This is a genomic window from Enterobacter cloacae complex sp. 394F7 (assembly GCF_057320385.1).
Window position 1 is genome coordinate 318,418 of sequence record NZ_JBXWCS010000004.1, and the last position, 26,562, is coordinate 344,979.

The 26,562-nt window shown below is 57.0% G+C and carries 23 protein-coding genes; 16 read left to right on the plus strand and 7 right to left on the minus strand.

Annotated elements, in window-relative coordinates; all coding sequences use genetic code 11:
* Positions 1–157 precede the first annotated feature (157 nt).
* Positions 158–2,740: a bifunctional diguanylate cyclase/phosphodiesterase gene (locus AC2FAK_RS08505; protein ID WP_095454758.1), complete on the plus strand. Its 2,583-nt coding sequence runs from the start codon at positions 158–160 to the stop codon at positions 2,738–2,740.
* A gap of 200 nt (positions 2,741–2,940) precedes the next feature.
* Positions 2,941–4,149 carry an MFS transporter gene (locus AC2FAK_RS08510; RefSeq protein ID WP_095454757.1) on the plus strand — a complete coding sequence of 403 codons (1,209 nt, stop codon included), beginning with the start codon at positions 2,941–2,943 and terminating at the stop codon, positions 4,147–4,149.
* Positions 4,150–4,188: 39 nt separating this feature from the next.
* Here the strand turns inward: AC2FAK_RS08510 and AC2FAK_RS08515 are convergent, their stop codons facing one another.
* On the minus strand, positions 4,189–5,178 hold the full coding sequence (locus AC2FAK_RS08515; protein ID WP_095454756.1) for a 2-hydroxyacid dehydrogenase: 990 nt from the start codon (positions 5,176–5,178) through the stop codon (positions 4,189–4,191).
* 210 nt (positions 5,179–5,388) lie between these two features.
* Here AC2FAK_RS08515 and AC2FAK_RS08520 point away from each other — a divergent pair, with 210 nt between their 5' ends.
* From AC2FAK_RS08520 to AC2FAK_RS08530, 3 genes are read left to right on the plus strand one after another with little or no spacing between them, the layout of a single operon-like run.
* Positions 5,389–8,028, plus strand: a complete 2,640-nt coding sequence (locus tag AC2FAK_RS08520; protein ID WP_020688202.1) for a YdbH family protein — start codon at positions 5,389–5,391, stop codon at positions 8,026–8,028.
* The gene (locus tag AC2FAK_RS08525) at positions 8,025–8,216 is read left to right on the plus strand and encodes a YnbE family lipoprotein (RefSeq protein ID WP_020688201.1); all 192 of its coding nucleotides are present in this window, start codon (positions 8,025–8,027) and stop codon (positions 8,214–8,216) included. Before AC2FAK_RS08520 ends, AC2FAK_RS08525 begins: the two co-directional genes overlap by 4 nt.
* Before the next feature lie 7 nt (positions 8,217–8,223).
* Positions 8,224–8,541 carry a YdbL family probable chaperone protein gene (locus AC2FAK_RS08530; protein ID WP_028028066.1) on the plus strand — a complete coding sequence of 106 codons (318 nt, stop codon included), beginning with the start codon at positions 8,224–8,226 and terminating at the stop codon, positions 8,539–8,541.
* On the opposite strand, the gene feaR is transcribed toward AC2FAK_RS08530, so the two are convergent.
* Positions 8,542–9,450, minus strand: a complete 909-nt coding sequence (feaR, locus tag AC2FAK_RS08535; protein WP_095454755.1) for a transcriptional regulator FeaR — start codon at positions 9,448–9,450, stop codon at positions 8,542–8,544.
* Positions 9,451–9,691: 241 nt separating this feature from the next.
* Between feaR and AC2FAK_RS08540 the strand changes: the two genes are divergently transcribed.
* Positions 9,692–11,191 (plus strand): aldehyde dehydrogenase family protein, encoded by a 1,500-nt coding sequence (locus AC2FAK_RS08540; protein ID WP_094084316.1) that lies wholly within the window; start codon positions 9,692–9,694, stop codon positions 11,189–11,191.
* A 99-nt stretch (positions 11,192–11,290) separates the two neighbouring features.
* On the opposite strand, the gene AC2FAK_RS08545 is transcribed toward AC2FAK_RS08540, so the two are convergent.
* The 5 genes from AC2FAK_RS08545 to paaZ all read right to left on the minus strand — a co-directional run bounded on the left by AC2FAK_RS08545 (position 11,291) and on the right by paaZ (position 18,107).
* The gene (locus AC2FAK_RS08545) at positions 11,291–12,397 is read right to left on the minus strand and encodes a GGDEF domain-containing protein (protein ID WP_094084498.1); all 1,107 of its coding nucleotides are present in this window, start codon (positions 12,395–12,397) and stop codon (positions 11,291–11,293) included.
* 115 nt (positions 12,398–12,512) lie between these two features.
* Positions 12,513–14,789 (minus strand): primary-amine oxidase, encoded by a 2,277-nt coding sequence (gene tynA, locus AC2FAK_RS08550; RefSeq protein ID WP_095454754.1) that lies wholly within the window; start codon positions 14,787–14,789, stop codon positions 12,513–12,515.
* 156 nt (positions 14,790–14,945) lie between these two features.
* The gene (locus AC2FAK_RS08555) at positions 14,946–15,341 is read right to left on the minus strand and encodes a hypothetical protein (protein ID WP_095454753.1); all 396 of its coding nucleotides are present in this window, start codon (positions 15,339–15,341) and stop codon (positions 14,946–14,948) included.
* 32 nt (positions 15,342–15,373) lie between these two features.
* Complete coding sequence (locus AC2FAK_RS08560) at positions 15,374–15,856, minus strand: Hcp family type VI secretion system effector (RefSeq protein ID WP_013096763.1); 483 nt, start codon at positions 15,854–15,856, stop codon at positions 15,374–15,376.
* Between the two features lie 211 nt (positions 15,857–16,067).
* The gene (paaZ, locus tag AC2FAK_RS08565) at positions 16,068–18,107 is read right to left on the minus strand and encodes a phenylacetic acid degradation bifunctional protein PaaZ (protein WP_095454752.1); all 2,040 of its coding nucleotides are present in this window, start codon (positions 18,105–18,107) and stop codon (positions 16,068–16,070) included.
* Positions 18,108–18,391: 284 nt separating this feature from the next.
* On the opposite strand from paaZ, the gene paaA reads away from it, so the two are divergent.
* Genes paaA through pcaF form a run of 10 tightly spaced genes read left to right on the plus strand, consistent with a single transcriptional unit; the run spans position 18,392 to position 26,558 of the window.
* Positions 18,392–19,321, plus strand: a complete 930-nt coding sequence (paaA, locus tag AC2FAK_RS08570) for a 1,2-phenylacetyl-CoA epoxidase subunit PaaA (RefSeq protein WP_094084503.1) — start codon at positions 18,392–18,394, stop codon at positions 19,319–19,321.
* A 12-nt stretch (positions 19,322–19,333) separates the two neighbouring features.
* A complete protein-coding gene (gene paaB / locus AC2FAK_RS08575) occupies positions 19,334–19,621 on the plus strand; it encodes a 1,2-phenylacetyl-CoA epoxidase subunit PaaB (RefSeq protein ID WP_003857353.1) in 288 nt (95 codons plus the stop codon).
* Between the two features lie 8 nt (positions 19,622–19,629).
* Positions 19,630–20,376, plus strand: coding sequence for a 1,2-phenylacetyl-CoA epoxidase subunit PaaC (gene paaC, locus AC2FAK_RS08580; RefSeq protein ID WP_023621630.1), 747 nt, complete (start codon positions 19,630–19,632; stop codon positions 20,374–20,376).
* Between the two features lie 11 nt (positions 20,377–20,387).
* Positions 20,388–20,885 (plus strand): 1,2-phenylacetyl-CoA epoxidase subunit PaaD, encoded by a 498-nt coding sequence (paaD, locus tag AC2FAK_RS08585; protein WP_013096759.1) that lies wholly within the window; start codon positions 20,388–20,390, stop codon positions 20,883–20,885.
* Between the two features lie 7 nt (positions 20,886–20,892).
* Positions 20,893–21,963 (plus strand): 1,2-phenylacetyl-CoA epoxidase subunit PaaE, encoded by a 1,071-nt coding sequence (paaE, locus tag AC2FAK_RS08590; RefSeq protein WP_095454751.1) that lies wholly within the window; start codon positions 20,893–20,895, stop codon positions 21,961–21,963.
* Positions 21,960–22,727 (plus strand): 2,3-dehydroadipyl-CoA hydratase PaaF, encoded by a 768-nt coding sequence (paaF, locus tag AC2FAK_RS08595; protein ID WP_013096757.1) that lies wholly within the window; start codon positions 21,960–21,962, stop codon positions 22,725–22,727. Before paaE ends, paaF begins: the two co-directional genes overlap by 4 nt.
* Positions 22,727–23,515: a 2-(1,2-epoxy-1,2-dihydrophenyl)acetyl-CoA isomerase PaaG gene (gene paaG / locus AC2FAK_RS08600; protein WP_095454750.1), complete on the plus strand. Its 789-nt coding sequence runs from the start codon at positions 22,727–22,729 to the stop codon at positions 23,513–23,515. Before paaF ends, paaG begins: the two co-directional genes overlap by 1 nt.
* 1 nt (position 23,516) lies before the next feature.
* Positions 23,517–24,941 carry a 3-hydroxyacyl-CoA dehydrogenase PaaH gene (paaH, locus tag AC2FAK_RS08605; protein WP_095454749.1) on the plus strand — a complete coding sequence of 475 codons (1,425 nt, stop codon included), beginning with the start codon at positions 23,517–23,519 and terminating at the stop codon, positions 24,939–24,941.
* Positions 24,931–25,353 carry a hydroxyphenylacetyl-CoA thioesterase PaaI gene (gene paaI, locus AC2FAK_RS08610; RefSeq protein WP_013096754.1) on the plus strand — a complete coding sequence of 141 codons (423 nt, stop codon included), beginning with the start codon at positions 24,931–24,933 and terminating at the stop codon, positions 25,351–25,353. Before paaH ends, paaI begins: the two co-directional genes overlap by 11 nt.
* Positions 25,353–26,558, plus strand: a complete 1,206-nt coding sequence (pcaF, locus tag AC2FAK_RS08615) for a 3-oxoadipyl-CoA thiolase (RefSeq protein WP_095454748.1) — start codon at positions 25,353–25,355, stop codon at positions 26,556–26,558. Before paaI ends, pcaF begins: the two co-directional genes overlap by 1 nt.
* The last annotated feature ends 4 nt before the right edge of the window (positions 26,559–26,562 follow it).

Here is a 26,562-nt window from a genome sequence, read left to right on the forward strand (position 1 = left end):
CCGGTTTTTTATGCGCGTTAATGCGGAATAATTTGATCTGAGTTAAAAAAATAAACAATGTTAAGCTTCAGGAGGCTTCGCTATAAAAATTTGTGTTTTTTTGCCGATAACTGTGGATAGCACAAAAATGACGTAATAGCAGTTAAGAAGGCGAAGAATGACCATACCTCAGAAGACCCCTGGCTTTACGGATAGCGAGCATTCTAAAGGACTGATAAATAAAACGTTTACCTATATTGTTACCTTGTTGATAGGTATTTTTATTGCAGCGATAGTGTCATTGCTGATCATTAAAAACAATGTTAATAAAATCAGCGATAAACATGACGAGTTTTTGTTAAGGCAAGCATTAGACGCCCGCCAGGAAAACATGCGCAGCCATTTGAAAGACAATGCTGAGTGGGGAGATGCTTACAAACATCTTCATCAAAAAACTGACCTGAACTGGGCATGGGATAAGCAGAATCTGGGCAAGTCTCTGTATGATAACTTTGGCTACGAAGGCGTGTTTGTGCTGTCCCCGGAGGGAACCACCCGTTACAGCGTGCTTGACGGGAAACTGAAGCACGAAGAGCTGGAACGCTGGTTAGATCAATCCACCATAGACCATTTACTCCGTGAGACGGGCAGTAAAAATGGTCTGCCGGTCTCCATGCTCACGCTTATCCATTCCGTCCCCGCCATAGTTTCTGCGGCATGGATAACGACGGGAGATGATACCAGCGTGCAGCCGTTGCCGGGTAAGCCTTCCACCATGCTGTTTATCGACACCTTAACGGCTAAGAAACTGCTTGCGATTGGGCACGATGCAGGGATCGAAAACGTCCGCGCGGTCTCTTCTGACGCCCTTGCTGAGACAGATAGTCTGACAGCATTGACGTTACGTACCCAGAATGGCCCAGTCCACATTATCTGGGACACAGAAAACCCCGGCCAGGCATTGATCATTTATTTTTTACCCTTGCTCATTCTGTCTGTCCTTCTGACCCTCGCGCTGACGGCGATCCTGATGCGTCATATTTTGCATAAGGCAAAAATTCATGACGAAAATATCTTTCTCCTTGAGCAGGCTCGGTTAAATCTGATTACCAGTGAAAAACGCTTCAGGGATGTCAGTGAAACCACCAGTGACTGGTTCTGGGAAACGGATTTATCGTTAACGATCACCTGGCTATCAGGGCGTTTTACGACTGTCACGGGCTATGACGAGAGTCAGTGGCTGGGACGCAAGCTGGATGCGCTTTTTCCTTCGACAAACGGTTTATTAAATACGTGCGTCAGGCGGCGTGAGTTATCGGGGCGCTTTGAATTTAAGAACTGCCCATACACTAACGCTCAACGGTCGACTTCGTACTGCACACTTCTGGCAAAATTCTCTGCTCAGCCTGATGGCACGGTGGTTTTACGGGGGGCGGCATCGGATGTTTCTCTGGAAGTGGAAGCCACCAAACGTGTTGAATTCCTGTCACGCCATGACGAATTAACGGGCCTTCCCAACCGGTATCATATTAAGGAGTTCCTCACAGGACAGTTGGCTAAAGAGGATATCCACAATTCTCCCTTTGCCATGATTTGCCTTGATTTGGACAAGTTTAAACCCGTGAATGATATTTTCGGCCACTCAACGGGCGATGCCCTGCTTGGCGAGGTTGCCTTACGGCTTAAACAATGTGTTCGTCGCGGTGATTTTGTCGCACGACAGGGCGGGGACGAATTTATGCTGCTTCTCGACAACACCCGGCACCTGGACCACATAGAAGAGGTGTGTCATCGCATCGTGCAAGAACTCAACCGCCCGTTCACCATTGATGGCAATGATGTGACCATCGGCGTCAGCATGGGCATTGCTCTGGCTCCCCAGGACAGTACCAGTGCAAACGACCTTTTACGCTATGCTGATATTGCGCTTTATCAGGCTAAACAATCCGGTCGAAACCGATGGGTCTATTATCGTGAGGATATGTCGGAAAAGCTGACCGAGCGCAGAAAGCTGGAATTAGCGCTGAAGACCGCAATTCGGGAAGACCAGCTCTATCTGGTTTATCAGCCGCGTTATAACCTCAGACATTCTCGCATCGACGCCGTAGAAGCCCTGGTTCGCTGGCAGCATCCTGAACGCGGAAACATGATGCCCGATCAGTTTATTCCACTCGCTGAAGAAACGGGGCTCATCATCAACCTCAGCAACTGGGTCATTCGTAAGGCCTGTACAGAGACGCATGAAAAACTGCCGGGGCTTTCGGTTTCAGTCAATATTTCAGCCATTGAATTCCAGGCAAGCGATCTCGCCGAAAGAATAAAAGCTATTCTTGATGAAACCGGGCTTGAGCCTACCCGGCTGGAAATAGAGGTGACTGAAAATGTCACGCTCTCTAATCCAGAGAAAACGTTGCAGACCATGATGGCCCTGAAAAAAATGGGGGTGCGTATTCTGATTGATGATTTCGGTACCGGCTATGCCTCTCTGAGCTATCTGCGGAAGTTCCAGTTTGATGGCTTAAAGCTCGATAAAAGCTTTATTTTTTCTTTAGGGGATTCGACACAGAACCAGTCGGTGGTCGAGAAGATCATCGATCTGGGTAAAGCCTATTCCATGGAGGTCACAGCAGAAGGTGTCGAAACCGTAGAACAATTGTCTTTCCTGAAGAAAAATAAGTGTGACGAAGTCCAGGGATATTTACTCGGCAAACCGGCGGCGATTGCAGATTTAAATCTAAAAACCAACCACGTAATTTATTAAGGGTACATGCTGCTTGCCTGGGCCTGCTGATCCGGTAGGCCGGGTAAGCGCAGCGTTACCCGGCGTGCCTGTAATCAAATCGCGTAGTTTTCGCTCTGACGTCTGGCTGATAAACTCGGCTCAACGTTTTGATTTCCGGGCGAACTTGAGATTCAGGCCGCCGCTAACCGAGCCAGCCATCCCGACAAAAGGCAGGAAGTATGTCTCTTCGTTCACTGCGGGCGTTGTGCCTGACGAGTTTTTTTATCGCTGACGTCCGTGACGGTCTCGGCCCTTTTCTCGGTATCTTCCTGACGCAGCGGCACTGGACGCCGGATGACATCGGCTTGCTGATGACCGCCGGAGGTCTGGCAGGACTTCTGGCCACGCTGCCGGCGGGGTTCATCACCGACACCACCAAAAACAAACGTTCCGTTCTGGCGCTGCTCTGTTTGCTGATCACCCTGAGTACGCTGCTGCTCTGGTTTAGCCAGCAGAGTGGCGTTGTCGCGCTCTCGCAAATTGTCACCGGGATCTGCGCGGCGTTCGTGGGGCCGCTTATCACCGGGATCACCCTGGGGCTGACGGGGCAGAGCGGGTTTAGCGCGCAGATGGGCAAAAATGAGGCGTTCAATCACGGTGGAAATTTCCTCACGGCACTGATCGCCGGGTGCATTGCGTGGTACTGGGGCATTGGGGGCATCTTCCTGCTGATGACCTGTACAACGCTGTTAACGCTCTGTTCGCTGCTGGCGATACGCAACAAGGATATCGACAACGAGGCGGCGCGCGGCCTGAACGCGTCAGAACATCAGCCGGTGCCGGGTTTTGCGGTACTGATGAAAAACAGAGCCCTGTTCGTGACCGGACTGACGCTGCTGTTGTTCCATCTGGCGAATGCGGCCCTGTTGCCGATGCTCAGCATGCGGGTCGCTGCCGCACCGGCCAGCGTTAATCCCGGCGTGTTTGCTGCGGCGACGGTGATTATTTCGCAGGCGGTGATGATCCCGGTGGCTATCCTGGCCTCCAGGCGAATCGAACGCTATGGCTACTGGCGTTTAATCATGCTGGCGCTGTTAATCATGCCGGTACGCGCGGCGCTGGCTGCGTCTACCGATGCACCGTTTATGATGATCCCGGTACAAATTCTTGATGGTCTTGCCGCCGGGATCCTGGGCGTGGTGGTGCCGTCATTTATCGTGGTGCTTTTGCGTGGGAGCGGGCACGTTAATGCCGGGCAGAGCGTGGTCATGCTGATGCAGGGGGTTGGCGCATCGATGAGCCCTGCCTTAACCGGGACGATCGCCGGACACTACTCTTTTGCGACGGCCTTCAGTGTGCTGAGCGCTATTGCCCTGGCGGCGGTCCTGCTCTGGTGGCGTTTCCCGAACCGGACCTGGCAGACCGATAACGCCCCGGACGGGGCGTAGCGTATGTGCCGGGCGCAACCGCCACCCGGCATGCCAGGCTTAGACTATCTCGTTAGGACACGCTTCGCCGTTTTCCAGCTGCTGTAAATTCCCCAGCGTGGTTTCGGAAATGCTGATCAGCGCCTCTGCGGTCAGGAACGCCTGGTGCCCGGTAAACAGCACGTTATGGCAGGCTGACAGGCGACGGAACACGTCGTCCTGAATGACGTCGTTAGACTTGTCTTCAAAGAACAGATCGCGTTCGTTCTCATACACGTCCATCCCCAGCGCGCCAATTTTCTGGGTTTTCAACGCTTCAATCGCCGCCTGAGAGTCAATCAGCCCGCCGCGGCTGGTGTTAATGATCATCACGCCGTCTTTCATCTGCTCAAACGCGGTCTGATTCAACAGGTGGTAGTTTTCCGGTGTGAGCGGGCAGTGCAGGGAGATCACATCCGACTGGGAAAACAGGGTCGGGAGATCGACATATTCCACGCCCAGCTCCAGCGCGGCGGCGCTTGGGTACGGGTCAAACGCCAGCAGGCGCATACCAAAGCCTTTCAGAATACGCAGGGCGGCCACGCCGATTTTACCGGTACCGATCACGCCTGCGGTTTTACCGTACATGGTAAAGCCGGTCAGTCCTTCCAGCGAGAAGTTCGCATCTCGGGTACGCTGATAAGCGCGGTGAATACGACGGTTCAGGGACATCATCATACCCACAGCATGTTCCGCGACCGCTTCCGGGGAGTAGGCCGGAACGCGAACCACCTTCAGCCCCAGCTCTTTCGCCGCATCAAGATCGACGTTATTGAAGCCCGCGCAGCGCAGGGCGATATACTTTACGCCGTGCTTTTTCAGCTCTTCCAGTACCGGACGACTACCGTCATCGTTCACGAAGATGCAGACGCCTTCACAGCCGTGCGCCGTTTTAGCGGTTTTTTCGGTCAGCAGAAAGTCGAAAAATTCAAGATCGAACCCGTAAGCCTCGTTAACATGTTGCAGATACTTTTTGTCGTACTGCTTTGTGCTATATATCGCGAGTTTCATAAGACTTTCTCCAGTGATTTTACATCCACGTTAGCATGATTAAAATAATCTTACAATTTCTAAAATATTATTTAAATCAATAAGTTCTATCAATTATTTTAGAGCATCTATTCTTAAAACTGGCATTTACTTCAACTGATTGACTAAACATGCGACAATGATCGGCACTGTCGGCTTAATTCTCTCGCTAAATCAGGATATTAACTGCCCATGAAGGGTAAATACAAAGCCGCGATTGCGCTCTTATTGCTGTTGATTTTATTGCCGCTGACGCTGCTGATGACGCTCGCCCAGTGGGTACCGACCCTCGCCGGTATCTGGTTGCCTGTCGGTACACGTATCGCCTTTGAGGAAAGCCCCAAACTGACCCGTCACGCGCTGGTGATCCCCAATCTGCGCTATCTGGTTGAGGATTGCGAGATTGCCAGGGTTGAAAACGCCACGCTGTCGCACCCCAGCCGCTGGAATCTGGATATTGGTGCGCTTGAACTTAACACGGTGTGCCTCAGTAAAATTCCCCAGTCTGCCCCCTCAACCGTTGCGCCAAAAACCCTGGCACAATGGCAGTCGGTGCTGCCTAATACCTGGCTCACTATCCGCCGTCTTACCCTGTCTCCCTGGCAACAGTGGGAAGGGGAACTGCATGCCTCACTGACGCCTGCGGTACAGGCGGTGACCTACAACGGTGAGCAGGTCAGTTTCAAAGGGCAGCTACGCGGCCAGACTCTCTCGGTCAGTCAGCTTGATGTACAACTCCCCGGCCAGGTGCCGCCCGTAAAACTGGTGGGTGAGTTTACCCTGCCGCTGGTGCCGGATGGCGTGCCAGTGAAAGGCCATGCGGTCGCGACTTTTAACGTGCCACAGCTCACCTCGCTGGTCGATGCCGACCTGGACTGGGAGGAGAATCAGGGGCAACTGCTGGTGATGGCGCGGGACAACCCCGATCCGCTGCTCGATTTACCGTGGCAGATCACGGCACAACAGCTGAATATCAGCGACGGACGCTGGAACTGGAACCTGTCCGGCATGCCGATGAGCGGCCGCGTGGGTCTCCGGGTGGATAACTGGCAGCAGGGGCTGGAAAAAGCCACCTTTACCGGACGCCTCAATGTTCTGACTCAGGGCGATGCCGGGAAAGGTAACGCCGTGCTGAATCTCGGGCCGGGCAGGCTCAGCCTGGAAAACAGCGACATGCCGCTTCACCTGAGCGGCGAGGCCAAACAGGACGATCTGGTGCTTTACGCCAGACTCCCGGCCAGACTGACCGGCAGCCTGAACGATCCGCAGCTTGCCTTTGAGCCGGGCGCGCTCCTGCGTTCGCGCGGGCGCATTATTGATTCGCTGGATATCGACGAAATTCGCTGGCCGCTGGCGGGCGTGAAGCTCACGCAAAAGGGCGTGGATGGTCGTCTGCAGGCGATTCTGCGCGCCCATGAGAACGAGATGGGGGATTTTGAACTCCACCTGGACGGCCAGGCCAACGACTTTTTACCCGATAACGGCCTCTGGCAGTGGCGTTACTGGGGCAAAGGTGGCTTTACGCCAATGAACGCGCGCTGGGATGTGGCCGGGAAAGGCGAATGGCGCGACAAGCTCATCGAGCTGACCGCGCTCTCAACCGGCTTTGACAAGCTGCAGTACGGCACCATGGAAGTCAGTAAACCGCGTCTGGTGCTGGATAAACCGGTACGCTGGGTTCGTGACCCTGTCACGCCGACATTTAGCGGTGCGCTGTCGCTCAATGCCGGAGAGACCCGTTTTGCGGGCGGCAGCGTGTTGCCCCCGTCGGTGCTGACCTTCAGCGTTGACGGAACAGACCCGACGATATTCCAGTTTAAAGGCGATCTGCATGCCGAGGCCATCGGCCCGGTGCAGGTCAACGGTCGCTGGGACGGGGAACGCCTTCGCGGTCAGGCCTGGTGGCCAAAACAATCCCTTACCGTGTTCCAGCCACTGATCCCGCCAGACTGGAAAATGACGCTGCGCGACGGTGAGCTCTATGCGCAGGTGGCCTTCTCTGCCGCTGCCGATCAGGGCTTTGAGGCTGGCGGCCACGGTGTACTGAAATCCGGTAGCGCCTGGATGCCAGACAACCAGATCAACGGTGTGGATTTTGTGCTGCCGTTCCGTTTTAGCGAGGGTACCTGGTCGTTGGGCACGCGCGGCCCCGTCACGCTGCGCATTGGCGAAGTGGAAAACCTGGTGACCGCGCGCAACATCACCGCAGACCTGCAGGGTGACTATCCGTGGAGCGAGGAAAACCCACTGCTGCTGACCAACGTCAAGGTGGAGACCCTCGGCGGGAAAATCACCATGCAGCAGCTCAGAATGCCGCAGCATGACCCGGCGCTGCTGCGCGTGGACAACATCTCCTCCAGCGAGCTGATCAGCGCCATTAATCCGAAGCAGTTTGCCCTGTCTGGCCCGGTAAGCGGGGCGCTACCGTTCTGGCTGGACAATGAAAAATGGATCATTAAAGATGGCTGGCTAACCAACCCGGGGCCGATGACGCTGCGTATTGATAAAGACACCGCTGATGCCATCGTCAACGATAATATGGTTGCAGGAGCGGCGATTAACTGGCTCCGCTATATGGAAATTTCACAATCGTGGACAAGACTCAATTTAGATAATCTGGGTGAATTAACCATGCAGGCGACCCTCAAAGGCACCAGCCGGGTTGATGGCAAAAGCAGTTCCGTAAATCTTAACTACACCCATGACGAGAACGTTTTTACTCTCTGGCGTAGCCTGCGCTTTGGAGACAATCTACAAACCTGGTTTGAGCAACACGCGGCGCTACCTGGTATCCGCAGTTCGACTGGCAAGGAAAGTGAGGAACAACAATGAAAATGAGGGCTGGTGTACTCACCGTCGCCGTTGCCGCGCTCTTGACCGGCTGTACGCCGCGCATTGAAGTCGCTGCGCCGAAGGAGCCGATCACCATCAATATGAACGTCAAAATCGAACATGAGATCCACATTAAAGTCGATAAAGACGTTGAAACCCTGCTGAAATCGCGCAGCGATCTGTTCTGAGGACGCCATGAAACGATTAGCTCTGATGTTACTGGCGCTGGGCATGAACGTGCAGGCGGCAACCCTGACCTTAAACGAGGCCCGGGCGCAGGGGCGTGTCGGGGAAACCCTGAGCGGGTATCTTGCCCCGGTGAAACAAGACCCCGAAACGCTGGCGCTGGTGAGCCGCATCAACGCGGCGCGTACGGAAAGCTACCAGAAGCTGGCGGACAGCAATAACCTGCCGGTTGATGAAGTGGCGAAGATGGCCGGGCAAAAGCTGGTGGCCCGCGCGCAGCCGGGAGAATACGTGAAGGGCATTAACGGAAAATGGCTGAAGAAGTAATCAGCGAAAGCGCTTGCGGTACTCGCCCGGTGAGACGCCAAAACGCTGCTTAAACGCCGTTGAAAAATGGCTATGGTCGGCAAACCCCCAGCTGTAGCCAATTCCCGCCAGCTTTTCCTCGTCGCTGCCGGAGCGCAACACCTGCGCGCACAGATCCAGCCGACGATTTTTGATGTACTGCGCCACCACCAGCCCCTTATCGGCAAACATGCGGTACAGGCTGCGCACCGACATGCCGCTCTCTGCGGCAATCCATTCCGGACGCAGGGATTCCGACTGAATATGGTCATCAATCAGTGACAGAACGTTCCTGAACTGGCGCTCCTTACGCGGCTGCACCGCGTCGCGCTGCTGAAACGCCGGGCGGAGGAGGCAGATCATCGCTTCCAGCGCGGCTTCGCTCTCCCGGTCACTCAGGTTGGCATTTCCCATGCTCTCCAGTAGCAGGCGATGGCTTAGCTGTACGGTTGGCAACGAGCGGGAGAGCGCGAGGGCGCAGCTTACCTCCTGAAAACGACACTGCTGCTCAATAATCTGACGGGGAACCAGCAGGGAAATCTGACGGGATTTTTGCTGCCAGTTGATGGAGCAAGGACGAGCGGCATCAAGAAGCGTAATGTCGCCGGCGTTCAGCACCGCGCGGCGATCGTCCTGCTCAATCTGCGCGCTGCCTTCAAGCTGGAACACGGTATAAAACCAGGCATCATTGCTCTGAGCGATCTCCTGACGGGAGCGGAACAGGTTAACCCCGCCTGCGGTGACGGTGCTTAACTTCAGGCTTCGGGCGTAGCTGGTTTCCAGCTCGCCGAAGAATTCCCCCTCTAAAGGACGCGCGTTAAAGCGCCCGCAGACATGGTTAATTTGCGCCAGCCACTGCTGATACCGTTCCTGTTCGCTTACACATGCCATCGTTTATCTCGCTGCGCCATCAATGTTTACGCATTGTTGCATTTGTGTTGCGTTTTGTCAGAGTCATGAGGCTGACTATAGGAAAGAACACTCACCGGTAACAGCGTTATAAGGCGGAATTATCACGAATTGCGGCACCTGTCACAGGTGGCAAAGCGAATGTCACACAGACAAAAGCGGGAATGCGAAAGGCCTCTTAGACTGCAGTAACACCCTGCGAATAATAACGAAGGAGTACCCTATGTCTGAATCACAGGTCGCCATCCAGCCAGGCGTACAGCAGTTTCTGGACCGACATCACGGGCTGTGGATTGAGGGGCGGCAGGCCGCGTCGGAGAGTGAAAAACGGTTGAATATTTATAACCCTGCCACCGGGGAGGTTATAGCCTCTACGGCAGATGCCAGCGTAGATGATGTCGACCGCGCGGTGATGTCCGGCTGGCGAGCCTTTGTCGCCCGCACCTGGGCCGGGAAATTACCGGCAGAGCGCGAGCGCATCCTGCTGCACTTTGCCGACCTGGTGGAGCAGCACAGCGAGGAGCTGGCCCAGCTTGAAACGCTGGAGCAGGGGAAATCCATCAATATTTCCCGTCTTTTTGAAGTGGGTTGCACCCTGAACTGGATGCGCTATACCGCCGGGCTGACCACCAAAATAACCGGCAAAACGCTCGATCTCTCCATTCCCTTGCCGCAAGGCGCACGCTATCAGGCGTGGACGCGTAAAGAGCCAGTGGGCGTGGTGGCCGGGATTGTGCCGTGGAACTTCCCGCTGATGATCGGCATGTGGAAGGTGATGCCTGCGCTGGCAGCGGGTTGCTCTATCGTCATTAAGCCGTCAGAAACCACGCCGTTGACCATGCTGCGGGTGGCGGAACTGGCGAGCGAAGCCGGTATCCCTGACGGTGTGTTTAACGTGGTGACCGGAAGCGGCGCGGTGTGCGGTGCCGCGCTGACCTCGCATCCGCATATTGCCAAAGTGAGCTTCACCGGCTCCACGGCGACGGGGAAACAGATTGCCCGCGCGGCGGCGGACACGCTGACCGGCGTGACGCTGGAGCTGGGCGGCAAAAACCCGGCTATCGTGCTGAAAGACGCCGATCCGGCGTGGGTAATTGAGGGGTTGATGACCGGCAGCTTCCTTAATCAGGGTCAGGTCTGCGCCGCGAGCTCGCGTATCTATATAGAAGCGCCGCTTTTTGACACGCTGGTCAGCGGGTTTGAGCAGGCGGTGAAATCCCTGAGCGTGGGGCCGGGCATGTCGCCGGAGGCGTTTATCAACCCGCTGGTGTCCCGCGCTCACTGCGACAAGGTGCAGACCTTCCTGGATGAAGCGAAATCGCGCAATGCGGAGCTGATCACCGGTAACCCTGGCCCGGAAGGCAAAGGGTATTACATCTCGCCGACGCTGGTGGTCAACCCGGATCCGGGACTCCGGCTGACCCGCGAAGAGGTGTTCGGCCCGGTGGTCAACCTGGTACGCGTAGCCGACGGCGAAGAGGCGTTAACCCTTGCCAACGATACCGAATATGGCCTGACCGCCAGCGTCTGGACGCAGAATATCAGTAAGGCGCTGGAGTATACCGACAGATTGCAGGCGGGCACCGTCTGGGTGAACAGCCATACGCTGATTGACGCCAACCTGCCGTTCGGCGGCATGAAGCAGTCCGGCACCGGACGCGACTTCGGCCCGGACTGGCTGGACGGCTGGTGTGAAACCAAATCGGTGTGCGTGCGCTATTAATAAAAGCAAAAGGCAACCGGGAGGTTGCCTTTTTAGTGTTTGTTCCCTCTCCCGTGGGAGAGGGTCAGGGTGAGGGCATCAGGCCCTGGCGGGCTAGTTTTACAGCGACCACCGATCCCGCCCGGCCTCTTTCGCGCGGTACAGCGCCGCATCGGCGCGGGCGATCAGTTCCGGGCCCGCCAGGCCCGGTGCAATTCCTGCAATCCCCATGCTGACGGTCACATGCTCACTGACTTTGGACGCACCGTGCGGTATCGCCGCCGCGCGCAGGCCGTCCTGAATGCGGCGGGCAACCTGCTGTGCAACGTTCTCCGGGCAATTAAACAGGATCACCACAAATTCTTCTCCGCCGTAGCGTGACACCACATCGTCCGGGGTGCGCACGGCCTGCTTCAGCACCTGCGCCACGCGTGTCAGACAGTCGTCACCGGCCTGATGTCCGTAGGTATCGTTGTAAAGCTTGAAATAATCGATATCCAGCATGATCAGCGAGAAGGCTTTATTCTGCTCAACGGCATTCTCCAGCACCACTTCCATCATCCGGCGGTTGGCGGTTTTGGTGAGGGGATCCTGGTGCGCTAGCGCATCGAGCCTGGAGATTAACAGCTGGTTTTGCTGATTCCGCCGCCAGGCCTCGTCAAACCAGCTTAACAGGATAAACCGCCCGCAAAGCATAATCAGCGTGAATACGCTCCAGATGGTGACAAAGCGAAGATTAAGGCCATCATTCAGCACCCAGCTGGCGACCGGCAGGGTGAGCCAGAGCGGGAGCACAAACGAGAGTAATCCCTCCGGGTAAAAATAGAGCGCCGTCAAACCGGAGAGCAATAAAATCACGCACAGCGGCCAGACGTGGGGAAGGTGCAGGGCGGTAATGAACCAGTAACTGCACATCGACCAGAAGGCACTGCAGACAAACAGCACAACGCTTATCCCGGCGATACGGCGCCAGGCCATCAGAATTAATGCGGCAGACAGTATAATGATGCCCAGCATCGAGGCATCGACAACCCGGGTCAGATGCTGTGAACCGGGATACAGGAAAACGCTGTTTTCCAGCAGGACGTGGCGCAGCAGGATCATCAGGGCAAAGCTGACGTTAACAAAGGCCAGCCAGGGCAGGTTCATCGCCAGCCCGTGGTGCACCATGGCCTGACGTGTTGGCCAGGTGGCGCGTTCGGGGGTGAGGTTTTTTCTTTTTTCCATAAAGGTTGTTTTCCCGTCCAGGGGCGTGAAGGTGAGATACCACTAACTATAAGCAGGCTGGATGAATCATCAAAATGAAAGGCAAAAAAAACCGGGCATTACGCCCGGTCGGTGATTATTTCTGTTCGTCTTTTTTTCTGCCAAGCGTTGGCGTTTCGTCAAAGAAGTTCCACGGCTTAAGCAACGTATGCACCCATTCCGTTGGCATGATGGGCCACTCTTCCGCGCGAGCAACGTGCGTGGTTCCGGTGGTCATCCAGACCACATCGTCCTGATTAGTGAGTGACTCATTGTCTTTGCTGTACTGACCCAGCCCCGTATCGTGCGTGGAGCGGTTCGGGAATTTCCCTTCCGGGTACATTTCGTCAGGATGGTAACGCGTCACCCACAGCTGTTTATCCATAAAGCTCAGGCGATGGTAGATCCACTCGTCCGGTGCAAACTTCGCGCCCGTGGCTACCGGGTGCGTGCCACCCGCGTAAGGGATGATCTGGTACGAGACCGGGTTCCCCATACGGTTCTCTTTGCGGGTGTTGCTCAGCAGGCGAATGGTACCCGGATCGAATTTCTGCGCCGCCTGCTGTTCGGTATCGATATCGTACTGATTGACCTGCATGGTACTGGTACGCGGGCCGCCAGCCGTGTTCGGTTTCACCTGCGGATCCATCGCCACCAGTTTGTTGTTGATGCCATCCACATCCATATCGAGACGGAAGTTATAGATGTGCTGGTGGGTGGTACCGACGATGTTGTGATCGATTAAGGTGCCGTATCGGGTGTCGTCTTTGGCAGTGGCGTCATGCATCGTTTTGGCCTGCACGCCTTTCACGGCTTCAATCCCGGTGGCTCCGGCATCAATGCCGATGGTGCCGTTTTCGTGGAATACCCAGTCGAAGATGTAATCGTAGTTGCCAACGGTGCTTACCCAGCGCACCACCAGCTCACGGCGTTCGGTGCTGACGTTTGGCTTGCCCATCTCCTGATGCTTATATTCAGGCCCGGCGTAGCGCTCGAAAATGGCGATGGCACGTGGGATCTCCATCGGCGTACCGGTGTAATCCGGGATGGTTTCATTAAGCATCACGGCGTTGGACGGCACATCTTTGCCGCGCACCAGCGGGGAGGTCAGGGTGCCCATGCCGTAGTCGCCCGAATCGAGATAGGCTTTAAAGTACCAGCCCACATCCGGATCGCCGTAAGGGACGATCATCCCGCCCAGGGAACCCTGATACATGACCTGGCGTTTCTTACCGTTGTCGTTGTACGTGACGGTCGAGATCATCGGCCCCACGCGGGAGTCCAGGCTCAGGTGGAAATCCCAGTTCTGCCAGTGCACCATGTCGCCGGTAATGGTGTAGTTCTTGCCTTCCGGTTCGATGATCTCAAGCGGTTTTTTCGGTGTTTCGATGCGGTCACGGCCATCATACGGACGCCGAGTCATGGGCACCGGAACAACCGTGCCTTCTTCAATTTTCTGGATCTTCTTCTGTTCGAGATCAACCACCGCCACCAGATTCTCAATCGGGTGTGCCCAGTAGTTACCGTCGCCCACATCCAGGTAGCTCACCACCTTCAGCAGACGGTCTTCCTGCTTCAGCCCGTCTTTGCCGTCAAAATAGCCGACGGTCAGCGGGGTCGTGATCACGTTCTTCGTATCGCTGATGCCGCGTTGTTTCAGCACCTCAGCAAATTCCGGGCTCTCGTTGATGATTTGCTGCACGGTGGTGAAATCATCCAGCAGCACCATGCCGTGCGCATCCTTTATGGCCTCCCAGCGCAGGATTTTCTTATCCTTCAGGTCTACACGACTTTCGATGACATGTTTGCCATCCAGCATGGTGATATTCGCCTGACGCGGGGCATCCACCGCCGTACCGTTCAGCACAAAGTCCCACACTTTGGCTTTCTCGGGCTCGGCCAGGGCAATCTGGGTGAAGCGGGTGTTCGGTTTAAAATCCTTTGAGGCTTTGACGATGGCCACGGCTTGCTTAATCTCATCCTCCGTTAACGCATTTAGCGGATGGGGGCGTTTCTCAACCTGGAACGTCTGGTCGAGGCCGGACTGGAAGACGTCGTTGATAAAGGTGTCCGAGATAAAGGCCTTGTTGTCTTTCATCACCACCGGCACCGACAGCGCAAGGGGTTTGCCGTTAACGATGGCGGTGTTAGCGCCTGGCTTAACCTTTACGAACGCACCGTCTTTCGCGATGGTGAACATCTGTGCGTAATCATCCCATTGTACCTCTGCGCCAAAATCTGCCAGCGTTTTGTCCATTGGGACCATATGCGCCTCACTGCCGTGAGCGAAAACGGGAGATTGCCAGGCACAGCAGAGCGCAACGGCCAGAGCAAGTGCCGTTCTACGGGCAGAAAATGAAGAATTGCTTCTCATCGTAGACCTCATCTTGTTGTGTTTATTGTGTTGTGAGTCTTATCCTGACAGGCGCGTGAAAAAAGCGTTTGCCTGCATCTGCCAGGTTATTTGTCAGTCTTGCCAGGTTAAAAAAGTGCGGGGGTAAATCACATCCCCGGTAAATAGCGTTGATGATCAGTAGGGTGATCTATCGAGATGTATATGTACGTCGTACCCAACCGTGTTGAACGAGTAAACATTGCCACGAACGTGGAGATAAATTTCACAGTCTTTTACGGTCGCGGTGGCTTTATCATCATTGGTGACCATAACAGGCTTAATGTCCTTAATATGAGACATAAACGCTTCGGGGCTTTTTCTCGCATCATAGAGATAAAAGTGAAACGTATCTTTGGATAATGAACTTGCCTCTACCCGCGTGATATACAAATTTAATTGCTCATTAACCTTCATTTTTCCCTGCAGGTTTTCATACACGGTGAAAAGATCGCGAAAAGGGTACAAGATGAAGCCCAGGAGAATGAAAACCATCACCCCGACTCGCCAGTTAAAAACCCGACCGTCGCGCATAATCTATTCCTGCTCTTATCCATAACGCATAATTAACGCTCTGCCCAGCTATCTGCGAAACGCAAATTACCGTCGCAATACGTCCAGGTAATCTTGTCGTAGCGCAGTTCCACAACTTCAAGATGATTGTGTTTTTCTTTCGTTTGATCCTTCGTGTCATGCATTAAGGGCGTAACGGAAACGACGCGAATATTATCGAGATGCATATTGTAATATTCCACTTCCTGTCCGGCATCGTTTATGCGATACCATTTGAATTCCGCCGTTTTTAGTGTTTGCCCAGTCGCAACAGCTTTCATCAGATAAGGGGAAGAGGAATCAATCTCCTTTTGAAAAACGATGGGGGCATGGTTACGTTTACCAGTGATTTTTCCCGTTAAAGCATCTGTTGGCAGCCGGAGGTTATGCGTAAAGCCAGTAACTTCTATGCTCCCTTCACGATCATGAACATCTACCGAGCCGGTGATTTTTGCACCGCCGTCGTCAGTTAAGAAAAGATATACAGGAATTGCCATAGTCTACTCATCATCCATGTAATTTAGTTGGGGGAAAATTCCCGCAAGGGATAATAACCATGCTAAGTATGTGGTCAATTTTCTTAATGTTTCTGGATGTAAATTAGCCAGGCTATGCGGACTGGATGATGTGTTACCCAAAGCCATCCAGTCCGTGTTTTCCCCTCTTTTTTAGTGTGATTAACTGATTAAACCCGCACGGGTAACAGCCTTAAAAATCACCCTGCTGGCGAGCCACCAGCGTCAGAATGGAGTACAGCGCTACCGCCTGCTGGTGCTGATTGAAAATCTCAACCGCCCATTCGACCACGCCGGTGGGTTTTTCATCCGCCGTACGCTGTTTCTTCAGGGTTTTACGTTTGCAGGTCAGCCGCACCTGAATGGTATCGCCCGGTTTCACCGGCTCGATAAAGCGCAGGTTTTCCATGCCGTAGTTGGCAATTACTGGCCCCACACCTGCATCAACAAACAGCCCGGCGGCAGCGGAAATCAGGAAGTAACCGTGTACCACCCGCTCGCCAAAGATCGACTCCGCTGCGCCAATTTTGTCCATGTGAGCATAGAAATGATCCCCGCTCAGGCAGGCAAAGTTAACGATATCGGCTTCCGTCAGGGTTCGGCGCGGCGTCAGCAGGCTGTCGCCCGGCTGCAATTCCTCGAAGTATTTGCGGAACGGATGAACGCGATCTTCATGCACCGTCGCGCCGCGTACCCACTGTTTGCCGATGGCAGCCAGCATGGTCGGGCTGCCCTGAATGGCGGTGCGCTGCATATAGTGTTTGACCGCACGCAGGCCACCCAGCTCCTCGCCGCCGCCTGCACGTCCGGGACCGCCGTGCACAAGCTGCGGAAGCGGAGAACCGTGGCCGGTAGACTCTTTTGCTGACTCTTCGTTGAGGATCTGAATGCGACCGTGTGCCCGCGCTGCACCAGAAATGAACTGGCGGGCCAGCGCGGGATCCGCCGTGACCAGCGTCCCGGCCAGGCTACCGCCGCCCGCGCGGGCAAGCTGCATCGCATGGTCTGCGTGGCGATATGGCATGAGAGTCGCCACCGGGCCGAACGCTTCGGTGGCGTGCACCGCCGGGGTTTCATCCGGCTGCGGGCAAAAGAGCAGGGTTGGCGGGTAAAACGCTCCGGCGGCCTGCAGGTCGGCTTTTCCGCCCAGGCGAACCTGGCAGCCTGCGGCCACAAGCTGATCCACCTTCTCCTGCACGTCCGCACGCTGTTCGCTATTGACCAGGGAACCCATTTTCACGCCTTCCTGCGCCGGGTCGCCCACCACCACCTTTTCCAGCCGGGCGATCAGCGCCTGACTTACCGCGTCAATCTGGTGTTGCGGCACGATAATGCGGCGGATGGCGGTACATTTCTGTCCGGCCTTGGCGGTCATCTCACGTACAATCTCGCGAATGAACAGGGCGAACTCGGGCTGTTCCGGCGTCACGTCTTCTCCCAGCACGCAGCAGTTCAGGGAGTCGGCTTCCATGGTGAACGGGATCGCGTTTGCCACAATATTCGGGTGAACACGCAGGGTCTGGCCGGTGCTGGCGGAGCCGGTAAACGTCACCACATCCTGGCTGTCGAGATGGTCCAGCAGATCGCCCGCACCGCCGCAGATCAGGCTGATGGCGCCGTCCGGCACCAGACCGCTCTCCACGATCGCTTTCACCATCGCCTGCGTCACCTGCGCGGTGGCGGTAGCGGGTTTGATGATCGCCGGCATCCCGGCAAGCCACGTGGGGGAGAGTTTTTCCAGCATTCCCCAGCAGGGGAAGTTGAAGGCGTTAATATGCACCGCCACGCCCGATTTTGACGTCAGCACATGGCGCGCCGCAAAGCCGCCTTCTTTCGAGAGCGGGATCAGTTCGTCCTCGGGCCACAGCGTGTCGTCCGGTAATTCACGGCTCCCCAGACTGGCATAGGTGAACAGCGTGCCAATCCCACCTTCAATATCTACCCAGCTGTCGCCCTTTGTCGCGCCGGTCTGGGCTGATAGAGCATAAAACGTCTCTTTCAGGCTGAGCAGGTGCTTCGCCACCGCTTTCAGCATTGCCGCGCGTTCGATAAAGGTCATGGCGTGGAGGGCTTCACCGCCATGCGTAATGGCATAGCGACGTGCCGCCGCCATGTCCAGCCCTTCGCTGGTCACGCTCCAGAGCGCTTCACCGCTGATGGCGTGATGAATAGTACGTTCGCGGCCCCGGCCAGACTGCCAGACACCGGACAAGAAACTGGCTAACTGCTGCATCTCTTATCTCCACATGTTTCGTTATTTCACTATCAATAGTTTGATCATGAATCATAAAAATCAAGCTGAGTTTTAATGAATTGTTAACAATGTGATCTCAAGGGAAGATGTGTGGCGGTTGTAGCCCTGATGTGGCGGACTTTGCGCAAAAGCCCTGCGAGCGACATCACAAAATCAGGAAACATTTCTTGGGGGTATATTTAACCTTTGTGTAACTTTTAAAAAACAAAGTGATTCACAATTACGCTTTAAGTTGCAAACTAACGAATCATAAAGGTGATGACGTGACGCAAGAACAACGCTTTGAGCAGCGCATAGCGCAGGAGACGGCGATTGAGCCTCAGGACTGGATGCCGGAAGCCTATCGCAAGACGTTGATCCGCCAGATTGGTCAGCACGCCCACTCTGAAATTGTCGGCATGCTGCCGGAAGGGAACTGGATCACCCGCGCCCCGACGCTACGCCGCAAAGCGATCCTGCTGGCGAAAGTGCAGGACGAAGCCGGGCACGGGCTCTATCTCTACAGCGCGGCTGAAACGCTGGGCTGCGCGCGGGAAGACATCTACCAAAAAATGCTCGACGGCAAGATGAAATACTCCTCCATCTTTAACTATCCGACGCTGAGTTGGGCCGATATCGGTGTAATCGGCTGGCTGGTGGACGGTGCCGCCATCGTCAATCAGGTGGCGCTGTGCCGGACCTCTTACGGGCCGTACGCCCGCGCGATGGTGAAAATCTGTAAAGAAGAGAGCTTCCACCAGCGTCAGGGGTTTGAAGCCTGCATGGCGCTGGCGCAGGGGAGCGACGCCCAGCGGCAGATGCTGCAGGATGCCATCAACCGTTTCTGGTGGCCCGCCCTGATGATGTTCGGACCAAACGACGACAACTCGCCGAACAGCGCCCGCAGTCTCGCCTGGAAAATTAAACGCTTTGGCAATGACGAACTGCGTCAGCGCTTCGTCGACAACACCATCCCGCAGGTGGAGATGCTGGGGATGACGGTACCCGATCCCGACCTGCGCTTTGACGAGGAAACCGGCCACTACCGCTTCGGTGAGATTGACTGGCAGGAGTTTGACGAGGTGATCAACGGACGCGGGATCTGCAACCACGAACGCCTGGCCGCCAAGCGCAAAGCCTGGGAAGAGGGGGAGTGGGTGCGTGAAGGCGCACTGGCGCACGCAGAAAAACAACGCGCCCGTCAGGCCGCATAAGAGGAAATCACGATGAGCAATGTCTACTGGCCGCTGTACGAAGTGTTCGTACGCAGCAAACAAGGGTTATCCCACCGCCATGTTGGCAGTCTGCATGCCGCTGACGATCGCATGGCGCTGGAAAACGCGCGGGACGCCTATACTCGCCGCAGCGAAGGTTGCTCGATCTGGGTGGTGAAGGCGAGCGAGATCGTTGCCTCTCAGCCGGAAGAGAGCGGCGAGTTCTTCGACCCGGCGGAAAGCAAGGTCTATCGCCACCCGACGTTTTACACCATCCCTGATGGCATCGAGCATATGTGAGGTCAGGGATGAAAACAGTATCTGCATATGCCCTGCGTCTGGGCGACAACGGTCTGGTGCTCTCGCAGCGCCTGGGAGCCTGGTGCGGACACGCGCCGGAGCTGGAAATCGACCTTGCGCTCGCCAACATCGGTCTCGATCTGCTGGGGCAGGCGCGCAACTTCCTCGCCTGCGCGGCAGAGCGGGAAGGTCAGGGCGATGAAGACACCCTGGCCTTCGGCCGCGATGAGCGTCAGTTTCACAATTTACTGTTGGCAGAACAGCCGAACGGCAACTTCGCCGACACGATCGCCCGCCAGTACCTGATGGACGCGTGGAATGTTGCCCTCTACGAGCGGCTGATCCACAGCAGCGACAGCCAGCTTGCCGCCATCGCCGCCAAGGCGATTAAAGAGGCGCGTTACCACCTGCGCTTTAGCCGCGGCTGGCTGGTGCGCCTGGGAGACGGCACCGAAATCTCGTCGCAAAAAATGCAGCAGGCCATCGACAACCTGTGGCGCTTTACGGCCGAGTTGTTCGAGGCGGATGACGTTGAGCTTGAACTGATTGAGTCCGGCGTTGCGGTTGATCCGCGCACCCTGCGCCAGCCGTGGGAACACGAAGTGTTTGCCGGACTGCGGGAAGCCACCCTGCGCGTGCCCGATGAGACGGCCTATCGTACCGGCGGAAAACGCGGGCTGCATACCGAGCATCTGGGCCCGATGCTGGCAGAGATGCAGTATCTCCAGCGCGCGTATCCCGGTCAGCAGTGGTAATGGAGAACGCCATGCAACGTCTTGTCGACATCGCCCCCCCACAGGTTCCGCACATCTGGTCCCTGTTAAGCCAGATCCCGGACCCGGAAGTGCCGGTGCTCACCATCACCGATTTAGGCATGGTGCGTAGCGTCACCGCGCAGGGCGAAGGCTGGGTGATTGGCTTTACGCCAACCTATTCAGGCTGCCCGGCGACGGAACACCTGCTTGGCGCCATCCGCGACACCCTGACGGCGCACGGTTATACGCCGGTGCACATTGTGCTGCAGCTGGAACCCGCCTGGACGACCGACTGGATGACCGCCGATGCGCGTGAACGTCTGCGCGCGTATGGCATCAGCCCACCCGTGGGGCACAGCTGTCATGCCCACGTTCCCGCTGAGGTGAGCTGCCCGCGCTGCGCCAGCACCGACACCTCGCTTATCAGTGAGTTTGGTTCTACGGCCTGTAAGGCGCTGTATCGCTGTAATACCTGCCGCGAACCCTTCGACTATTTCAAATGTATTTGAGGTTGCCATGACAACGTTTCATTCATTAACAGTGGCAAAAGTAGAACCCGAAACCCGCGATGCGGTGACCATCACCTTCGCGGTTCCGCAGGCGTTGCAGGAGGCTTACCGCTTTCGTCCCGGCCAACACCTGACCCTGAAAACCAGACTGGGTGCAGACGAACTGCGCCGCTGTTACTCCATCTGCCGGAGTAGCGCGCCGGGGGAGATCAGCGTCGCGGTTAAAGCCATTGAAGGTGGACGTTTCTCTCGTTACGCCCGGGATGAGATCAAACCGGGCATGACGCTGGAGGTGATGGTTCCCCAGGGGCATTTTGGCTATCAGCCACAGCCTGAACGGGAAGGTCACTATCTGGCGATTGCCGCAGGCTCCGGCATCACCCCGATGTTGGCGATTTTATCCGCCACGCTGGCCGCCGAACCGAACAGCCACTTCACCCTGATCTACGGCAACCGCAGCAGCCAGAGCATGATGTTCCGTCAGGCGCTGGCGGACCTGAAGGATAAATACCCGCAGCGGTTGCAGCTGGTTGCCATCTTCAGCCAGGAGCGGCTGGACAGCGACCTGCTTTACGGCCGTATCGACGGTGAAAAGCTGCAGGCGCTGGCAAAAACGCTGATCAACTTCCGCCAGTACGACGAGGCCTTTATCTGCGGCCCGGCCGCGATGATGGACGAGGCTGAAGCGACCTTAAAAGCGCTGGGAATGGCCGAAAAATCCATTCACCTTGAGCGGTTCAATACGCCGGGCACGGCCGTTAAGCGTGCGGTGAGCGTGCAGGCGGAAGGCCAGAAGGTGATCGTGCGCCAGGACGGACGTGACCGCGAGATCGTCCTCACGGCGGACGACGAGAGCATTCTTGATGCCGCCCTGCGCCAGGGGGCGGATCTGCCGTATGCCTGTAAGGGAGGCGTCTGCGCCACCTGTAAATGCAAAGTGCTGCGCGGCAAGGTGGACATGGCGACCAACTACAGCCTGGAGCCGGACGAACTGGCCGCCGGGTATGTGCTGAGCTGTCAGGCGTTGCCGCTAACCGCCGACGTGGTCGTCGACTTTGACGCTAAGGGGATCGCATGAGCGAACTTCTGGTCACCCGTTATGACCGCGTGCTGCAACTCACGCTCAACCGGCCAGCGGCACGCAACGCCCTTAACAATGCGCTGCTGACACAGCTTGCAGAACAGCTGGAGGCGGCGGCAAGCGATAACACTCTCTCTGCCTGTGTGATTTACGGCAGCGAGCGCTGCTTTGCGGCCGGAGCCGATCTCAACGAAATGGCAGAAAAAGATCTGCCTGCCACCCTGAACGATAGTCGTCCCCAGCTGTGGAAGCGGATAGATGCCTTCAATAAGCCGCTGATTGCCGCCGTGAACGGTTTTGCACTCGGGGCTGGCTGCGAGCTGGCCCTGCTGTGCGACGTAGTGATTGCCGGTGACAACGCCCGCTTCGGTCTGCCAGAAATTACGCTTGGGATCATGCCCGGTGCGGGCGGCACGCAGCGCCTGATCCGCTGCGTGGGTAAATCGCTCGCCAGCAAAATGGTACTGACCGGGGAAAGCATTACGGCGCAGCAGGCCCAGCGTGCCGGTCTGGTCAGCGACGTTTTCCCGGCCTCGCTGACGCTGGAATACGCCCTGAAACAGGCAGCGCTGATGGCGCGCCACTCGCCGCTGGCGCTACAGGCGGCTAAACAGGCGCTGCGCCAGTCGCAGGAGGTGCCACTGCAGGCGGGTCTGGCCCAGGAGCGTCAACTGTTCACGCTGCTCTCGGCCACGGAAGACAGGCGAGAAGGCATCGACGCCTTCTTACAGAAACGTACTCCCGACTTTAAAGGACGCTAATTGTGGAATTTATTCTCAGTCATGTAGAGCATGGCGTAATGACCCTGACGCTGAACTGTCCGGAGCGTCTGAACAGCTTTAACGATGTGATGCACCAGCAGCTTGCAGAATGCCTGAAGCAGGCCGAGCGCGATGAGACGATCCGCTGTCTGCTGATCACCGGTGCAGGGCGCGGCTTCTGTGCCGGGCAGGATCTGAACGACCGTAACGTCGACCCGAACGGTCCTGCGCCGGATCTGGGGATGTCCGTCGAGACCTTTTATAACCCGCTGGTGCGTCGTCTGGCTGCGCTGCCAAAACCGGTGATTTGCGCGGTCAACGGCGTGGCGGCAGGAGCAGGGGCCACGCTGGCGCTGGGGTGCGACATGGTGATTGCCGCGCGCTCCGCCACCTTTGTGATGGCCTTCAGCAAGCTGGGGTTAGTCCCGGACTGCGGCGGAACCTGGTTCCTGCCGCGCGTGGCCGGACGTGCCCGCGCCATGGGGCTGGCGCTGCTTGGCGACAAACTGAGTGCCGAACAGGCGCACGCCTGGGGAATGATCTGGCAGGTGGTGGATGACGACCAGCTCTCCAGCACGGCGCAGCAGCTGGCGCTGCATTTTGCCTCGCAGCCCACCTTTGGGCTGGGGCTGATCAAACAGGCGATTAACACCGCGGAAACCAACACCCTGGACGCACAGCTTGACCTGGAGCGCGATTATCAACGGCTGGCCGGACGCAGCGACGATTACCGCGAAGGCGTGAGCGCCTTTCTGGCGAAGCGCGCACCGAATTTTACGGGGAAGTAAGATGCTGAACATTCGTACTGTCGCCGTCATTGGAAGCGGCACGATGGGCGCCGGAATAGCCGAAGTCGCGGCAAGCCATGGGCATCAGGTGATGATGTACGACATTGCCTCAGACGCCATTTCCCGCGCCATTGACGGCATTCGCCAGCGCCTGGCCTCCCGGGTGACGCGGGGCAAACTCACTGAGGAGACCTGTGGGCAGATCCTCGCCCGGCTGACTCCGGTCACGGATATCAGTGCGCTAACCGCGGCGGACCTGGTGATAGAAGCCGCCTCCGAGCGCCTTGAGGTGAAAAAAGCGCTGTTTGCCGAACTGGCGGAGATCTGCCCGCCGCAGACCCTGCTTACCAGCAACACATCTTCTATCTCGATCACGGCGATTGCGGCGGATATCCGTCATCCAGAGCGAGTGGCAGGCCTGCATTTCTTTAACCCGGCACCGGTGATGAAGCTGGTGGAGGTGGTTAGCGGGCTGGCGACCTCGCCGGAAGTGGCCGACGCGCTGTGCGAGCTGGCGCTGAACTGGGGGAAACAGCCGGTGCGCTGCCAGTCGACGCCGGGCTTCATCGTAAATCGCGTGGCGCGTCCCTTCTATTCCGAAGCCTGGCGCGCGCTGGAGGAACAGGTTGCAGCTCCTGAAGTCATTGATGCTGCCCTGCGCGAAGGCGGCGGTTTCCCGATGGGGCCGCTGGAACTGACCGATCTGATTGGGCAGGACGTTAACTTCGCCGTGACCTGTTCGGTGTTTAACGCATTCTGGCAGGAGCGGCGTTTTCTCCCTTCACTGGTGCAGCAGGAGCTGGTGCTGGCGGGGCGACTGGGCAAAAAAAGCGGGAAGGGCGTTTACGACTGGCGAGGCGAATCGCCACAGGTGCCATGGCTCGACGCGGTCAACGACAGCTTTAGCCCAATGCGGGTTGAACGAAAACGTGACGGTGTCACGGAAATCGATGATGTGTTGCTGATTGAAACGCAGGGCGAAACCGCTCAGGCGCTGGCGCTGCGCCTCAACTGCCCGGTGGTGGTGGTTGATCGCATTGAGCGCGACGTGGCGGTGATTGCGTCGGCGGCCAGCAACCCGCATACCGCGACGCAAAAAGTCATCCGCTACCTGCAACAGCAGGGAAAGCGGGTGGTGCAGATTGCCGATTACCCTGGCCTGCTGGTCTGGCGCACGGTGGCGATGATTGCCAACGAAGCGCTGGATGCGTTGCAAAAAGGGGTCGCCAGCGAAAAAGATATCGATACTGCCATGCGTCTGGGCGTGAACTACCCGTCCGGGCCGATTGCCTGGGGCGAGCGGCTGGGCTGGCAACGTCTGTTAACGCTGCTGGAAAACCTGCAGCGTCATTACGGTGAAGAACGTTATCGCCCCTGTTCACTGCTGCGCCAGCGTGCGCTTCTGGAGAGTAGCTATGAGTCATAACGCCTGGCATAACGCCCGCACCATGTACGAACAGGATGCCTGCGCGCAGGCAATGGGGATGGACATTATCGACATGGACGAAGGTTACGCAGTGGTGACCATGACCATCACCCCGCAGATGCTTAACGGCCATAAAACCTGCCACGGCGGACAGCTCTTCTCGCTGGCCGACACCGCGTTTGCCTACGCCTGCAACAGCCAGGGGCTGGCGGCGGTGGCCTCTGGTTGCACAATCGATTTCCTTCGACCGGGCTTTGTCGGAGACAAGCTGACCGCCACCGCGCGGGTTAAGCATCAGGGCAAACTGACCGGCGTATATGACATCGAAATTCAGAACCAACAACAGAAAACCGTCGCTCTCTTTCGCGGAAAATCCCACCGCATCGGCGGCAATGTGACAGGAGAAGCCTGATGCGTGACGCATTTATTTGTGATGGGGTGCGAACCCCGGTGGGGCGGTACGGCGGGGCGTTATCCGCGGTACGCGCGGACGATCTGGGCGCCATACCGCTGCGTGCCTTGCTGGAGCGCTATTCGCAGCTCGACCCGGAGCGGATTGATGATGTGATCTTCGGCTGCGCCAACCAGGCGGGGGAAGACAACCGCAACGTGGCGCGTATGGCGTCGCTGCTGGCCGGGCTGCCGCAGACCGTCTCTGGCACGACGATCAACCGCCTGTGCGGCTCGGGGCTGGATGCGGTTGGCTTTGCTGCACGCGCCATAAAATCCGGTGATGGCGATCTGCTGATTGCCGGTGGCGTGGAGTCAATGTCCCGCGCGCCGTTTGTGATGGCGAAAGCCACTGCGGCGTTTCAGCGCCAGGCGGAGATCTTCGATACCACCCTTGGCTGGCGATTTGTGAATCCGCTCATGCATCAGACGTTCGGAACTGACAGCATGCCGGAAACGGCAGAGAATGTAGCTGAATTGTTAAATATCAGCCGTGCCGATCAGGATGCGTTCGCGCTGCGCAGCCAGCAGCGTACCGCCCGGGCGCAGCAAAACGGCATTCTGGCGCAGGAGATCGTGCCGGTGCTGGTGCCGGGGAAAAAAGGGACCGTTACGGAGGTCTCTGTTGATGAGCACCCGCGCGCCGACACCACGCTGGCGCAACTTGCCGCCCTGAAAGCGCCGTTTCGCAAAAATGGCGTCGTTACCGCAGGTAACGCCTCTGGGGTGAACGATGGCGCCGCTGCACTGATTATCGCCAGCGAGCAGATGGCGCTCGCACAGGGGCTTGTGCCGCGCACGCGGATTGTGGCCATGGCCACCGCAGGCGTGGAGCCACGTCTGATGGGGCTAGGGCCGGTGCCCGCCACCCGTAAAGTGCTGGAGCGAGCGGGGCTCAGTATTAACGAGATGGATGTGATTGAGCTGAACGAAGCCTTCGCCTCGCAGGCGCTGGGCGTGCTGCGTCAGCTGGGTTTGCCGGACGATGCCGCACACGTCAATCCGAACGGAGGGGCCATTGCGTTAGGCCATCCGCTGGGAATGAGCGGTGCCAGGCTGGTGCTGGCCGCGAGCAATGAATTGCATCGACGCCACGGGCGCTACGCGCTGTGTACGATGTGCATCGGTGTGGGTCAGGGCATTGCCATGATCCTTGAGCGTGTTTGAGCGA